Source organism: Mucilaginibacter lappiensis, from assembly GCF_050433765.1.
Lineage (GTDB): Bacteria > Bacteroidota > Bacteroidia > Sphingobacteriales > Sphingobacteriaceae > Mucilaginibacter > Mucilaginibacter lappiensis_A.
Window position 1 is genome coordinate 227,747 of sequence record NZ_JBNPWP010000012.1, and the last position, 13,524, is coordinate 241,270.

Consider the following 13,524-nt stretch of genomic DNA (forward strand, 5'->3'; position numbering starts at 1 on the left):
TTTATACCAATACATTATATACCTGCACTATGAAAAAATTAATCATCGCGGCGTTAACAGTGGTAGCTTTTGCAATAGCGCCTAAAGCTTACGCTCAAACCAAAATGGTAGGTGGCGCGGCTATGGCCCCTAATAAAAATATTGTTCAAAACGCTACAAACTCAAAAGATCATACCACACTGGTAGCCGCGATTAAAGCTGCTGGCCTGGTACCTACTTTATCATCCGCAGGTCCGTTCACTGTATTTGCTCCAACCAATGAGGCATTTAGTAAACTACCTGCCGGTACTGTTGATAACCTGCTTAAACCAGCAAACAAAGCCTCTTTAATTAAAACTTTAACCTATCATGTAGTAGCCGGTAAAATAAGTTCGACCGATTTGATAGCCAAAGTAAAAGAAGGAAAAGGGAAAACAGAATTAAGTACCCTAAGCGGCGGTACCCTTACGGTTATGTCGCAAGGTGCAAAACTATACCTGGTTGATGAAAAAGGTGGTAAATCATGGATCACCATTGCCGATGTAAATCAAAGCAACGGCGTAATACATGTAGTGAATACGGTATTAATGCCTAATTAAGTTTTAGAAGTTTTGAGTGGTGAGTTTTGAGTATATATATCATTATTTGTTCATAACTCTCCACTTATAACTATCGCTTTGTAAAAGCAATTTTAATCCCCATCAGTACAAAGGTTACAGCCGAAACCTTGTTAAGCCACATAGAAATTGCGGGGTTAGTTTTTAGTTTGGCTGAAAACGAACCAGCAAAAAAAGTCAGTATCATAAACCAGAATAAACTCATAAACGCATATATTAACCCTAAAACAATATATGGTAATGCCCCGTGAGTATATGCGGGCTGTATAAACTGCGGAAAAAAGGCCAAAAAGAATATAGCAACCTTTGGGTTTAGTGTATTGGTAAAAACAGCCGAAATATATGTTTTTTTTATGGATACCACTTGCTCCCGCTGTTTTTCTTTTACCATATTTTGATTAGAGAAAAGTTTGCTTATACCCAAATAAATAAGATAAGCTGCCCCTATGTATTTTACAATACTAAAGGCCATAGCAGATTGTGCCAGGATAAGCGATAAACCAAATGAGGCCAGGGTAGTATGCACAAGTACTCCGGTAGTAATACCCAATGTTGAATAAAAGCCTGATTTACGCCCCTGCGCAATTGCCTTATTTAAAATAAAGATTGTATCAATTCCCGGGGATATGATAAACAGAAAAGAGGCAATAATAAATGCCGGTAAGTTAATGATACCCATACCTTCAAATGTACCCTATTATTTATAATTGGGTTTTTGAATTTGTCAGGAAAGTTTCAAAATTGTTTTGCAAACATGCCTGACGTAAATCAGATGCTTCACTGCGTTCAGCATGACAAGTTTGTTTCTAACCTGCATTCCGCCGAAGGCGAAGAGAGGATGATCAAGCGTAACGATGATCGAGTGAGTTAATTGCCGATATTTTTTTTAACATTAATCCTATACCTTTTGGGGTTTTATTTCGTTATTTTGTTTGCTTTTCGGTATTATGGTTAAATTAATTTAAATAAAACAGCACGGAAAGTTAACAAAATATGAGTTTTATCCTCCGCCCTATTGATACTGTTGAAAATATTTCTCCTGAAGATTTCAAGAAGAATTATTTAGATCCCCGCCGTCCGCTGGTTATCAAGGGCCTTACCAAAAGCTGGCCCGCACGCGAAAAATGGACACCTGAATATTTGAAACAAGTAGTTGGCAAAAAGGTGGTGCCTTTGTATGATAACTCAAAAGCCGATCCTTCAAAACCCATTAACTCGTCGGCAACCGAAATGCCATTTGATGAGTATATTGATATGATCCGCAGTCGGCCTACCGAGCTGAGGATCTTCTTTTTTAATATTTTTAAACAAGCCCCGCAACTTTTGGATGATATTGTATTACCCAAAGACCTGATGGGCGGCTTTTTAGAAAGTATGCCTGCCATGTTTTTCGGCGGCTCCAATTCGGTTACCTTTTTACATTACGATATTGATTTGCCGCATATTTTCCATACCCATTTCGGCGGGCGCAAACACGTGATCCTGTTCGAAAACAAATGGAAACGCCGTTTATACTGCATACCAAATGCTACTTATGCTTTGGAAGATTATGATGTAGCAAACCCCGATACCAAAAAATTTCCTGCACTGGATGGCGTAGAGGGTATTGAAGTGTTTTTAGAGCATGGCGATACCCTGTTTATGCCTACCGGTTTCTGGCATTGGATGAAATACATCGACGGATCGTATTCCCTGAGCCTGCGCGCCTGGGATGCTTCCCTTAGCCGCAAAGCTGCCAGCTTATACAATCTGGCCATCAAAGGCGGGGTGGATAGTGTATTGAAAATGGCTTTTAAAGAAAAATATGCCAAATTCCGCGAAGAGCTGGCCGTAAAATGGGCCAACCGCGAACTGGCAGCCGGGAAACCTCATTGAGTTGTAGGCCATAAATTATCGAAAAGCGATGGGTTTTTACTTATCGCTTTTTTTGTTTAACGCCTGCCTGTAAGTGTTCATATGTACACCCGTGAACGCTCATGAACACTAATTGATACCTGACAGTCAAGCATTTATATATTTAACCCTACTGACAAATCTCTGTCACCACTTTTAATTTATTAAGGCACAAGTAGCTTTTACTCGCTTACCAGCCCAACATACTTGCGCCAGGCTTGTGGCCGTAAAATGGGCCAACCGCGAACTGGCCGCCGGGAAACCTCATTGAGTTTTAAGCTATAAGTTATTGAAAGTCGATGGGTTTCACCAATCGACTTTTTTTGTTTAATAATGCTTATTTTTAGTACTGAATCTTATCCTCATGATACCCGAAAAAATCAAACAATACTTTGATAAAAAAAGCCATGTTAAAATATCAAGAACTATTGATAAAACAAGTAGAGGGTATATCCTTGGTTACTCTACCGACTTTATACTCGTTCAGGAAACTGATGATTTTACCGTCGTGGGTTATATTATTTTGCCTGTTAACCAAATCAAGAATATAAGCTGCGGTAAAAACGAGCAATATTATACTAAAGTAATGATTTGGGAGGGTGAAGCCGACAAAATTGGGATAAATCACAAAATCCAACTGGACAGCTGGGAAGCTATCTTTAGTAGCATTAAAAAAACAAACTTAAATATTATAGTTGAATGTGAGGATGCAGACATTGATACTTTTACAATAGGCCCAATCTTAAAAATCACTAAGAAAAAGGTTCATATAGAACATTTCGATGCTTCCGGTTTTATTGACGAAGATCCGGTGAAAATTGATTTTCAGGATATAACAAGAGTTAATTTTGACGACAGATATATCAATGTTTTAAGCAAATACTTACGTAAGCGAAAAAGTAAAACTAAATAACTATTACCTATCGCTTTTTTTGTTTAATAAATTCATTTACAACCTCCACAGCTTTTTTAAACCTTTCTTCCCAATCATTACCCTTTATTAAAACATAGTTTATTCCCCTGCTTATTAATTCCTGTTTATGGCTTTCATTAAGCTTATTCCGGTCGGCCTCTGTTAGTCTTGTTCCGTCCTGAACGTAAGATGCATCTTCATCAAGGTATAAATAAAGGTCAAAATCATTAGCTGTCTCTATCCACTCCGGCACTATCAATTCCTTGTTAAAAAGAAACTTACTGTATGACCGGGTAATGTTTATATCAGTATCAACAAACAATAATTTATTTGCCTGCTTTATTTTTTCATTGATAGCACCGGCATGAAGTTGGGCTATCTGCAGTAAATGTTGTTCTGTACATTTATTGGTATGTTCCAGTATTTCACGGGCCATTTCGGGAATGGCCACCGTATTAAAATGTTCAACCAGTCGTTGAGTAAGTGTAGTTTTCCCGGTCGATTCGGTACCGTACAGGCATATCTTTAAAGTATAATAAGGCTTTACTACATCTGGTAAAAAATCCCAAAAAGTAAAAGGATCATTCCTGATCTGTGTGGCAGAAACGGGGACTATTTTACGGGGCTCATCAAAAATCACATGCTCGCAATTTAAAAACCTGCCCATATATGCCCCATACGCTTCAGAAGCAAAAATTACGTCAATAGGCGGCAGATGTTCTTTTAAATAATTTGCCCAAAGTTTTGAAACCCCTTCTAACGATTCGGAAGTATTTGGTAATACCGCTTCATCATAAATTAATAACCGGGGTATAACCTTACCATTATTTTTATATGCTTCTTCAATCCACTCCAGTCTCTGTTTCGCTGCAATAGGTTCGTCATAACTGGCGCTTACCAAAACTATCAGTTCATCACAACGGTTAAGGGCAAAATCAATCAAAGCAATATGCCCGTTGTGGAGAGGCATAAATTTACCCAATACTAAGCCTCTTTTCATTACGCATTATTTTTAACCACATTAATAAACCAACGCTTGCAAGGCATAAAAAAACAAAATACTCAATTGAGATAAACAGCACCCTCTTTTTAGCATATAACCCCACGCTGATAACATCTGCAATAATCCATAACCACCAGTTTTCAATTTTCTTCTGTGCCAAAAGAATGGTAGCAATAATACTGAGCACTGCTACAAAAGTATCTAAAAACGGATATGATGCGGGTTTGCTAAAAACCAAAGGGAATATCAAATGAATATTTTTTACAATTACACCAATGATCGCGGTAGATACAACCAAAACGCCCAATAATTTTATCCTTTGATTTTTCGACAAGATATCAATCATATTGTACCCGGTTCTATTGTGCCACACTACCCATCCGTATATGCTTGTTACAAAAAAATATAGCTGCAAAAACATATCCGCATATAATCGCACCTGAAAAAATATCAGAAAAAAGCAGGTTACATTTAGTAAGCCGGTTGGCCACGTCCAGATATTTGATTTGGTTGCTAACCAAACTGATAACAAACCGGTTGCCGTTCCAATAAACTCCACATAACTTAATGGGTACCCAAAAATGATCACTAAGGTATTTTGAATGCTAAACCACATACTTTATTTTTTCACGATGTATGGTCGCAAACAATCTTCCACTCCCCTTTTATTTTTCTGAACCACAGGGTATAATAACCGCCTGGCGCATCTTTGGCTCGTTTAAGCCGCCAGCCGCCCATCAAAAAGGCATTGGTAGCATCAAGTACTTTTACCTGCAATATGGTAAAGGTAAGCTGCCCCATGGCAGCTCTGTTCGGATACGTTTTTTTATAATGCGCAAGTGTGGTTTGCCAGCCATAGGCCGGTGCGGTTTTGCCAACAAACAACAACGAATCTGATTTCCAGTATCCCTGCATAAAACCGTTAATATCGCCCTTGTTCCAGGCCAGTTCCTGGTCATGCATCACTTTTAATATGGCTTGCCTGTCCTGTGCATGTGATAGGTAAGAACCAAGTAATAAGAGACAAGATAAAAGTATTCTTTTCATGAATTAAATATAGGGAAATTGTCTGAAGCGGAATTGTGTCTGAGCCGCAATTTTGTCTGAACCATGATTAAACAGATTAAAAGATTACCCGGATTAGCATAAAAATCCTATAAATCCGTAAATCGTGTAAATCCCAGTTCAGATAAAAAATCCTATAAATCCGTAAATCTGATGAATCCCGGTTTAGACAAAAAATCGTATAAATCCGTAAATCGTATAAATCCCAGTTCAGTCAAAATCATGGTTCAGTCAAAAAATCTATTATATTTGAATTATTCTACACCAACCTTTACATCAATTTTATGAAAAATCAGGTATTAAGCTTCGGCGAAGTTTTATGGGATGCATTTGGCGATGGTAAAAAAGCCGGCGGCGCCCCGATGAATGTGGCAAGGCATTTGGTGCAGCAGGGTGTTAAGGTTGCCTTTGCAAGTTCAGTTGGGATGGATAACAGCGGCGATGTGCTGATAGGTTTTTTACAAAAAAATGGACTGTACTCCGCACTGATCCAGCGCGATGATGAATTACCTACTTGCGAAGTTACTGTAAAACTTGACGAAAATAACCAGGCCACCTATGTTATACCTGAACCCGTATCATGGGATAATATCCAGACAACAGCTATACTTAACGAGGTTGCTAAACAGGCATCGGCCATTGTGTTTGGCAGTCTGGCCTGCCGCAATACCGCTACCCGCGAAACACTGCTAAACCTGCTCGACGAAACCCGGGCGCTTAAAATTTTTGACGTAAACCTAAGGCCGCCCCACTATACGCTTTCTACCATCGAAACCTTAGCTGCCAGCGCCGATGTGGTGAAGATGAACGAAGAAGAGGCCAATCTATTGATAGGGGGCAGCAGTCGCTCATTAAAAGAGCAGATCAGCGAGTTTCGCTCCAAATACCATAACCAAACCATTTGCGTAACCCGCGGCGAAAACGGTGCCATAGTATGGCATGACCATGAATTTTATGAAAGCCCCGGCTGCCCCGTAAAAGTAGGTGATTCTGTAGGGGCCGGCGATGCCTTCCTGGCTACTTTTACTGCCGGTTTACTGGCCAATCACCCTATGCAGCAGATAGTTGATAAATCATGTGCTGTAGGCGCGTTTGTAGCCAGCCAGCGTGGTGCCAACCCAATTTATCCGCCTGAGTTATTGAATAGTTTGGCGTATTTGTAGGTTAAAATTCTAAACCCTAAGTTCTAAATACTAAAGCCCTAAGTCCTACCCTTCTACACCATAAAGAGTTTGTCATCCTGAGCATAGCGAAGGATCTATTCACGAACTATGCAAGTTTGCTATTAGATGCTTCACTGCGTTCAGCATGACAACCCGGTTGTAAGAAAAAGAAATCCTATTAATCCTTTAATCGTGCGAATCATGGTTCAGACAAAAGAATCATTCATTATTCGCCCTGTATAGCATAGAGATTGCTTCGTACCTCGCAATGACGCGCTTTTTAGTTTTCAATTTGCACATCTGAAATCTGCACACCTGCACATCTACATAATCCGCACATCTGCCTTTTGTCATACTTACCTAACAATTTGCTTTAATACCTGTATCACGAAACTTTTAAGAATAATTATCCGTTTCTTTATATTACAGATAAGGACACGATATGCGCGGTTTTGGATTTTCCAAGTTTAAGCCCAACCAGATCCCCAAAGGCGGATTTGAAGAATTATTAAAATTATTTCTGGAATTGCTCAACTATACTTCGGGCGATGCAGGCGAAGCTTTGGCCTGGCTAAATGAACTCGACAAGCAATACAACCTTACCAATGACGATTATGGTATGGGCGATTTTATTGACGAACTGAAACAAAAAGGCTACCTGGATGAAGACAAGCAAAGCGGCGGTTTTAATATCACCGCTAAAACCGAGCAAAGTATTCGTCAGTCGGCATTAGAAGAGATCTTTGGCAAGCTAAAAAAATCGGGCAAAGGCAATCACCGCACGCCACAATCGGGCCAGGGCGATGAAAAAAATGCCGAACGCCGTGAGTTTGAGTTTGGCGATAGTCTGGACCAGATCGATATGACCCAGTCTATCCATAATGCGCAGGTTAACCACGGTATCAACGATTTTATGATGACCGAGCGCGACCTGGAGGTAGAGGAAATGGATTATAAAACCCTTACCTCAACCGTGCTGATGATCGATATATCGCACTCCATGATATTATACGGTGAAGACAGGATAACCCCGGCTAAAAAAGTAGCCATGGCCCTTGCCGAACTCATCCGCACCAAATACCCTAAAGATACTTTGGATATTGTGGTTTTTGGTAACGATGCCTGGCCCATAACTTTGCAGGATCTGCCTTATTTACAGGTTGGCCCTTATCATACCAATACTTATGCCGGCCTTGAACTGGCTACCGATTTGCTGCGCAGGCGCAAAACGCATAACAAGCAAATATTTATGATTACCGATGGTAAGCCTACCTGTTTAAAGGAAGGTACCAAATATTACAAAAACAGCATCGGGCTCGACAGGAAAGTAGTGAACAAAACGCTGAACATGGCTGCTCAGTGTAAACGCTTAAAAATACCCATTACCACTTTTATGATAGCTAAAGACCCCTATCTGCAGCAGTTTGTTCGTAAATTTACTGAAACAAACGGCGGCAAAGCTTTTTATAGTTCACTGAACGGTTTGGGCGAATATATTTTTGAGGATTATATACGTAACCGCAGGAAAACTGTGAGATGATTGAAAATGGGTCAATTTGAAAATGACTTTTCAAAATTATACACGTATAAAACAATTAAACAATGCAGATGAAATTTGAGGGTAGTAATCGCACCATTATCAAATCTTCAAATCACCAAATTTTCAAATTGAATACATGAATAAACTACTGGATATAAAAACCCTCGGTCAGCTTAAAAAAACTGACTATAAGAGCCGATCGGTTAAAGATGAATTACGTGCCAATTTAATAGCTCAACTCAAAAAACGCGAAGGCGGCTTTGAGGGTATTATTGGATTTGAAGATACGGTTATCCCCGATCTGCAAACTGCCATACTATCAAGGCATAATATTTTGCTGTTGGGTTTACGCGGTCAGGCCAAAACCCGTATAGCACGCCTGCTGGTTAACCTGCTTGATGAATATATACCATACATTGAAGGATCAGACCTGTTTGATGATCCTTACCAGCCTATTTCATGGTTTGGTCACAGTACAGTTAACACCCTGGGCGATGATACCCCAATTGGCTGGATCCACCGCTCTGAACGTTATACCGAAAAACTGGCTACGCCTGATGTTACCGTTGCCGACCTGATTGGTGACGTTGACCCTATTAAGGCAGCTACGCTTAAATTAACTTATTCTGACGAACGGGTTATCCACTTCGGGTTGATCCCGCGTGCGCACCGTGGTATTTTTGTGATCAATGAACTGCCCGATCTGCAGGCCCGTATCCAGGTATCACTATTCAACATCCTGCAGGAAAGAGATATACAGATCCGTGGTTTTAAACTGCGTTTACCTTTAGATATCCAGTTTGTATTTACCGCCAACCCCGAAGACTATACCAACCGTGGCTCCATTGTTACACCACTTAAGGATCGTATTGAGAGCCAGATATTAACGCACTACCCACGCACAGTTGAAGTTTCAAGAAGGATCACCCAGCAAGAAGCATCACTTACAGATGAGCAGCGTACCGCTGTAGAGGCCGACAGTCTGGTGAAAAACCTAATTGAGCAAATAGCCTTTGAGGCCCGCAATTCAGAATATATTGATAAAAAATCGGGGGTATCGGCACGTTTAACTATTTCGGCGTTTGAAAACCTGATCAGCAATGCAGAGCGCCGCATGATCATCAATAACGAAACCAGCACCTTTGTACGCATAACCGACTTTTTAGGCGTGATACCTGCCATTACCGGTAAAATTGAACTGGTATATGAAGGCGAACTGGAAGGTCCGGGTAAGGTTGCCAATATATTGATAGGTAAGGCTATTAAAACCTCGCTGCTGGAGTTTTTCCCCGATCCTGAGAAAGCTAAAAAAGCAAAAGCCACAAATCCTTACGCCGGCATCATTAACTGGTTTGGCGAAGGTAATAACCTGGCATTGGTTGATGATATGTCGTTACAGGATTATAAAAAAGCGCTGAACGAGGTAACCGGCTTAAAGGATCTGGTTAAAAAGGTACATCCACGTCTTACAGAAAATCAGCAACTGCTGCTGATGGAGTTTGTGCTGCACGGTCTGTCGGAGTTTTCACAGCTAAACAAAGGCTTTTTAGATAATGGTTTTGCATTTTCAGACATGTTCAACAGCCTGTTTAATCTGCAGCCTGATGAGGACGACCTGGATCTGGACGATGACCGTTATTAATTAAAAAGAGTATCGAATAGTTGGTATCAAGTAACTATTTTAGTATCAAGTAGCTTGTATCAGGTATCATGACAACTACAGTTTTCATAAACCAATCAAAAGTCTTGATACTTGATACAAAAACCAACAAATGAGGGAACAGGTACTTAACATCATACTCATCATCGCTATACTGCTGCTGATTGATCTTTATGTATTGCATGGTATACGCGGCGCATTTAAAAAATGGAAGTTGCCCCACTCGGGCGACTTTACTTTTTTATACTGGTTACTTTCTGTTTTATTAATAACCGCTTTGTTACTGGCCGTTTACATCAACTTAGGGGTTGGCACACGGGCAGGTGTAATGATGGTTTTCTTCCTGATCTTTTTAGGCAAAATATCTTTTTTACCTTTCCTGATGATCGATGATCTGCGACGAATGCTGAAATTAAGGCGCGACAGGTTAAAAAGAAAAACAGAGGCTATCAGCATCCCCCCAAAAGACCATGCCATACCCCGTTCTGAGTTTTTGATGAAAGCCGGGTTGCTTGCCGGGGCCATACCTTTAGCTGCCATCAAGATAAGTATGCCCAAAGGGTTGTATGATTATCATGTAAAATACCAAACCATGTATTTGCCCAACCTGCCCAAAGCATTTGATGGCATAAGGCTTGGCCAGATATCTGATATCCACTCGGGTAGTTTTTTTAACCACAAGGCAGTACTTGGCGGCATAGAAATGCTGCTGAAGGAAAAACCCGATCTCATATTTTTTACCGGCGACCTGGTTAACGGGCAAGCGTCAGAAATGAATCATTACCAAAACATTTTTACCAAAGTAAAGGCCCCGCTTGGGGTTTACAGCTCACTGGGTAATCATGATTATGGCGATTACGGTGTTTGGCCATCGCCGGCAGATAAAAAGAAAAACCATGACGACCTGATAGCCACCCATAAAAACATGGGCTGGGACCTGCTGCTAAACGAAAACCGTCGATTAAAGGTTGATGGTGAAGAAATAGGGATACTGGGCGTTGAAAACTGGGGCGAACTGAGCATGTTCCCTAAATATGGCCGCATGGACCTGGCCACTAAAAACACGGATGACCTGCCGGTTAAACTATTGTTATCCCATGACCCATCGCACTGGCGCGGCGAGGTATTGTCTAAATATCCGCAGATAGATGCCATGTTTTCGGGCCATACCCACGGTATGCAGTTTGGTGTACGTACCAAATATTTTCAATGGAGCCCAATTGAATATGTTTATAAAGAATGGGCCGGCATATACCACCAAGATAATCAGCAATTATATGTAAATGTAGGTTTTGGCTTTATTGGTTTGGCCGGCAGGGTTGGAATATTACCGGAGATTACGATATTTACATTAAAAGCCGGCCGCGATCCTAAAAACGAATCATAAAAGATTAATGCAGGCAGATATTACTAAATGAAAAAGCTATTTCAGTCTGTTTTTGATTTTCTGCTGTTCAGTAATATTTTCATGTCGCTTTGCGCTGTTGCACAGGCGTTAATAACCTTTCAACTGATAGGTGTAAAACCTATGTTTACCGTTTTGGGACTGCTATTTACCTCAACACTGGGTATATATAATTTCTGCATACTTATTACCCGGCCGGTACAGCCCGAATCGTCGCCCCATAAGCGGGTACGCTGGTTTTTTACGCATTACCGGCTCATGGTAACTTTTACCATTGTTTCGCTGCTCTCGCTCATCCCCTTGTTCTTTTTAATTACTACCGAATCAAAAATATTACTCATTTTCCTGGGATGTTTATCTTTCAGCTACAGCCTTCCCTTGTTTACCGTTGGCGACCATAAATTTGGCCTGCGTAATATTCCGGGCTTAAAGCCGTTCCTGATCACGCTGGTATGGACCATGAGCTGCGTACTGTTCCCTGTGCTCGAAGTGCTGCATCGCCACACCAATGATATATCCATGCGCGATACTACCATACTGATAGCCAAACGCTTTTTATTTATTGGGGCGCTCACTATCCCATTTGATATCCGCGACCTGTTTGACGACCGCAAGCAAGGGCTAAAAACCATCCCGGTAGCGTGGGGCGAAAAAAATGCCTACTTATTTTGCCAGGTTCTGCTTGCCGGTTATGTTGTTTTACTGTTCCTTTTCAGAAAAAATGGTTTCAGTACTGATTTTTGGGCCTTAACCCTGACCGTTATATTAACCGGCTGGCTCATATTTAAATCGGCCTGGAAAAAAGACGAATACTATTATTTCTTTTTTATGGATGGCGTGCTCATATTACAATATGTAGTATTAACGGCCTTCCGGTTCTTTATTGGTCATTAAACAACATGGCTGCTAATTATAATAACTCGGCCTGGTTTTATGACAGGCTTGCGCGCCTCGTTTATGGTAACGCGCTGATAAACGCCCAACTGTATTTACTTGATTATATTAAACCCGATACCCATATACTTATAGTGGGTGGTGGCACCGGGTGGATCCTGAATGAGCTAACCCAGATACACCCGTCTGGCCTTAAAATAACCTATGTAGAAGTAGCTGCTGATATGATGGTTTTATCCAAAAAGAGAGATACAGGCAATAATGAGGTTATTTTTATAAATGATGCCATTGAAAACGTAAACCTCTCACCTGATTTTGATGTGGTGATCACCCCCTTTCTGTTCGATAATTTTACCGAGCAAACTTTACATATCGTATTCGCCCATGTCCATAGCTTGTTAAAGCCCGGTGGCCTGTGGCTCAACGCCGATTTTCAGCTTACCGGTAAATGGTGGCAGCAATTTCTGCTGAAGAGCATGTTCCTGTTCTTTAAAATAATTTGCGGTATCGAGGCCAGCAAATTGCCCGGAATAGAGATTTATTTTACCTCAAATAACTATAAAGTGATCAGCGAAAAAACCTTTTTTAATGATTTTATTGTAGCGAAGGTGTACCGGGGAGATTAATCATACCAGTCGGCACTTAAATCAGCGCATGATGGGTTGTTTGCAATAACCAGATCAATCTTCTTTTGTCTTGAACCGGCTTTTAATTGCTTCTCTTTTGCAATAGCATCTTGTATCCATTGATACTCTTCGTAATAAATCAATTTATTACATTGATATTTAGCGGAAAACCCCTTGTATATTTTTAGTTTGTGTTCGTTTATTCTGCTTTGTAAATCACTTGTGACCCCTACGTATAATACGTCGTTAGATTTATTTGATAAAATGTAAACGTAGTACTCGTGAACTTTCATGAAATAAACAATCTAAAACCTGTCATTGCGAGCGTAGCGTGGCAATCTCATTATGTAAATCACCCTTGCTAAGCGAATTACCTGTCCGGGTGAGATTGCTTCGTTCCTCGCAATGACACGGTGGAACTATTAATACAATTAAACCAAACTATAATATAAAACCTGTCATTGCTGAGCGCAGCGTAGCAATCTCATTATGCTAATCACCCTTGCCAAGCGAATTACCTGTCCGGGTGAGATTGCTTCGTTCCTCGCAATGACATGGTGGAACTATTAATACAATTAAACCAAACTATAATATAAAACCTGTCATTGCGAGCGCAGCGCGGCAATCTCATTATGCTAATCACCCTTGCTAAGCGAATTGCCTGTCCGGGTGAGATTGCTTCGTACCTCGCAATTGTAAAGGTCAGATAATTCGAGGACAAGAATAGCTAAATTAAGAGCTATGCGCATCAACACGAACGACCTCA

Annotated in this window: 14 protein-coding genes; 9 read left to right on the top strand and 5 right to left on the bottom strand. The window is 40.6% G+C overall.

The genetic code is table 11. From position 1 onward, the window contains the following. Positions 1-29 precede the first annotated feature (29 nt). Complete coding sequence (locus tag M2273_RS27515) at positions 30-578, top strand: fasciclin domain-containing protein (RefSeq protein ID WP_429401019.1); 549 nt, start codon at positions 30-32, stop codon at positions 576-578. 70 nt (positions 579-648) lie between these two features. On the opposite strand, the gene M2273_RS27520 is transcribed toward M2273_RS27515, so the two are convergent. After that, positions 649-1,275 (bottom strand): LysE family translocator, encoded by a 627-nt coding sequence (locus M2273_RS27520; RefSeq protein WP_429401020.1) that lies wholly within the window; start codon positions 1,273-1,275, stop codon positions 649-651. A gap of 314 nt (positions 1,276-1,589) precedes the next feature. On the opposite strand from M2273_RS27520, the gene M2273_RS27525 reads away from it, so the two are divergent. Further along, positions 1,590-2,471 carry a cupin-like domain-containing protein gene (locus tag M2273_RS27525; RefSeq protein WP_429401021.1) on the top strand — a complete coding sequence of 294 codons (882 nt, stop codon included), beginning with the start codon at positions 1,590-1,592 and terminating at the stop codon, positions 2,469-2,471. Between the two features lie 382 nt (positions 2,472-2,853). Beyond that, complete coding sequence (locus M2273_RS27530; protein ID WP_429401023.1) at positions 2,854-3,402, top strand: hypothetical protein; 549 nt, start codon at positions 2,854-2,856, stop codon at positions 3,400-3,402. 7 nt (positions 3,403-3,409) lie between these two features. Here M2273_RS27530 and M2273_RS27535 read toward each other — a convergent pair whose 3' ends face one another. Genes M2273_RS27535 through M2273_RS27545 form a run of 3 tightly spaced genes read right to left on the bottom strand, consistent with a single transcriptional unit; the run spans position 3,410 to position 5,452 of the window. After that, the gene (locus tag M2273_RS27535; RefSeq protein WP_429401025.1) at positions 3,410-4,402 is read right to left on the bottom strand and encodes an AAA family ATPase; all 993 of its coding nucleotides are present in this window, start codon (positions 4,400-4,402) and stop codon (positions 3,410-3,412) included. Beyond that, positions 4,377-5,021, bottom strand: a complete 645-nt coding sequence (gene pnuC, locus M2273_RS27540; protein WP_429401027.1) for a nicotinamide riboside transporter PnuC — start codon at positions 5,019-5,021, stop codon at positions 4,377-4,379. The genes M2273_RS27535 and pnuC overlap by 26 nt, the downstream gene beginning before the upstream one ends. Positions 5,022-5,032: 11 nt before the next feature. Then, entirely contained in the window at positions 5,033-5,452 is a 420-nt protein-coding gene (locus tag M2273_RS27545) for a YybH family protein (RefSeq protein ID WP_429401029.1), read from the bottom strand. 302 nt (positions 5,453-5,754) lie between these two features. On the opposite strand from M2273_RS27545, the gene M2273_RS27550 reads away from it, so the two are divergent. From M2273_RS27550 to M2273_RS27575, 6 genes are all read left to right on the top strand, one after another. Next, positions 5,755-6,633: a carbohydrate kinase family protein gene (locus M2273_RS27550; protein ID WP_429401031.1), complete on the top strand. Its 879-nt coding sequence runs from the start codon at positions 5,755-5,757 to the stop codon at positions 6,631-6,633. 442 nt (positions 6,634-7,075) lie between these two features. After that, positions 7,076-8,173 (top strand): vWA domain-containing protein, encoded by a 1,098-nt coding sequence (locus M2273_RS27555; protein ID WP_429401033.1) that lies wholly within the window; start codon positions 7,076-7,078, stop codon positions 8,171-8,173. A 136-nt stretch (positions 8,174-8,309) separates the two neighbouring features. Next, positions 8,310-9,815 carry a sigma 54-interacting transcriptional regulator gene (locus tag M2273_RS27560; protein ID WP_429401035.1) on the top strand — a complete coding sequence of 502 codons (1,506 nt, stop codon included), beginning with the start codon at positions 8,310-8,312 and terminating at the stop codon, positions 9,813-9,815. A gap of 130 nt (positions 9,816-9,945) precedes the next feature. Next, positions 9,946-11,220 carry a metallophosphoesterase gene (locus tag M2273_RS27565; RefSeq protein WP_429401037.1) on the top strand — a complete coding sequence of 425 codons (1,275 nt, stop codon included), beginning with the start codon at positions 9,946-9,948 and terminating at the stop codon, positions 11,218-11,220. Between the two features lie 27 nt (positions 11,221-11,247). Beyond that, positions 11,248-12,132 carry a hypothetical protein gene (locus tag M2273_RS27570; RefSeq protein ID WP_429401039.1) on the top strand — a complete coding sequence of 295 codons (885 nt, stop codon included), beginning with the start codon at positions 11,248-11,250 and terminating at the stop codon, positions 12,130-12,132. A 5-nt stretch (positions 12,133-12,137) separates the two neighbouring features. Next, entirely contained in the window at positions 12,138-12,758 is a 621-nt protein-coding gene (locus M2273_RS27575) for a class I SAM-dependent methyltransferase (RefSeq protein WP_429401041.1), read from the top strand. Here the strand turns inward: M2273_RS27575 and M2273_RS27580 are convergent. Beyond that, a complete protein-coding gene (locus M2273_RS27580; protein WP_429401043.1) occupies positions 12,755-13,051 on the bottom strand; it encodes a GIY-YIG nuclease family protein in 297 nt (98 codons plus the stop codon). The genes M2273_RS27575 and M2273_RS27580 overlap by 4 nt on opposite strands. Positions 13,052-13,524: the final 473 nt, after the last annotated feature.

Coding starts and splice junctions, on each gene's coding strand:
- M2273_RS27520 (WP_429401020.1), bottom strand. CDS start 1,275: ATGGGTATCATTAACTTACCGGCATTTATTATTGCCTCTTTTCTGTTT.
- M2273_RS27565 (WP_429401037.1), top strand. CDS start 9,946: ATGAGGGAACAGGTACTTAACATCATACTCATCATCGCTATACTGCTG.
- M2273_RS27575 (WP_429401041.1), top strand. CDS start 12,138: ATGGCTGCTAATTATAATAACTCGGCCTGGTTTTATGACAGGCTTGCG.
- M2273_RS27515 (WP_429401019.1), top strand. CDS start 30: ATGAAAAAATTAATCATCGCGGCGTTAACAGTGGTAGCTTTTGCAATA.
- M2273_RS27535 (WP_429401025.1), bottom strand. CDS start 4,402: ATGAAAAGAGGCTTAGTATTGGGTAAATTTATGCCTCTCCACAACGGG.
- M2273_RS27570 (WP_429401039.1), top strand. CDS start 11,248: ATGAAAAAGCTATTTCAGTCTGTTTTTGATTTTCTGCTGTTCAGTAAT.
- M2273_RS27525 (WP_429401021.1), top strand. CDS start 1,590: ATGAGTTTTATCCTCCGCCCTATTGATACTGTTGAAAATATTTCTCCT.
- M2273_RS27560 (WP_429401035.1), top strand. CDS start 8,310: ATGAATAAACTACTGGATATAAAAACCCTCGGTCAGCTTAAAAAAACT.
- M2273_RS27580 (WP_429401043.1), bottom strand. CDS start 13,051: ATGAAAGTTCACGAGTACTACGTTTACATTTTATCAAATAAATCTAAC.
- M2273_RS27545 (WP_429401029.1), bottom strand. CDS start 5,452: ATGAAAAGAATACTTTTATCTTGTCTCTTATTACTTGGTTCTTACCTA.
- M2273_RS27555 (WP_429401033.1), top strand. CDS start 7,076: ATGCGCGGTTTTGGATTTTCCAAGTTTAAGCCCAACCAGATCCCCAAA.
- M2273_RS27550 (WP_429401031.1), top strand. CDS start 5,755: ATGAAAAATCAGGTATTAAGCTTCGGCGAAGTTTTATGGGATGCATTT.
- M2273_RS27530 (WP_429401023.1), top strand. CDS start 2,854: ATGATACCCGAAAAAATCAAACAATACTTTGATAAAAAAAGCCATGTT.
- pnuC (WP_429401027.1), bottom strand. CDS start 5,021: ATGTGGTTTAGCATTCAAAATACCTTAGTGATCATTTTTGGGTACCCA.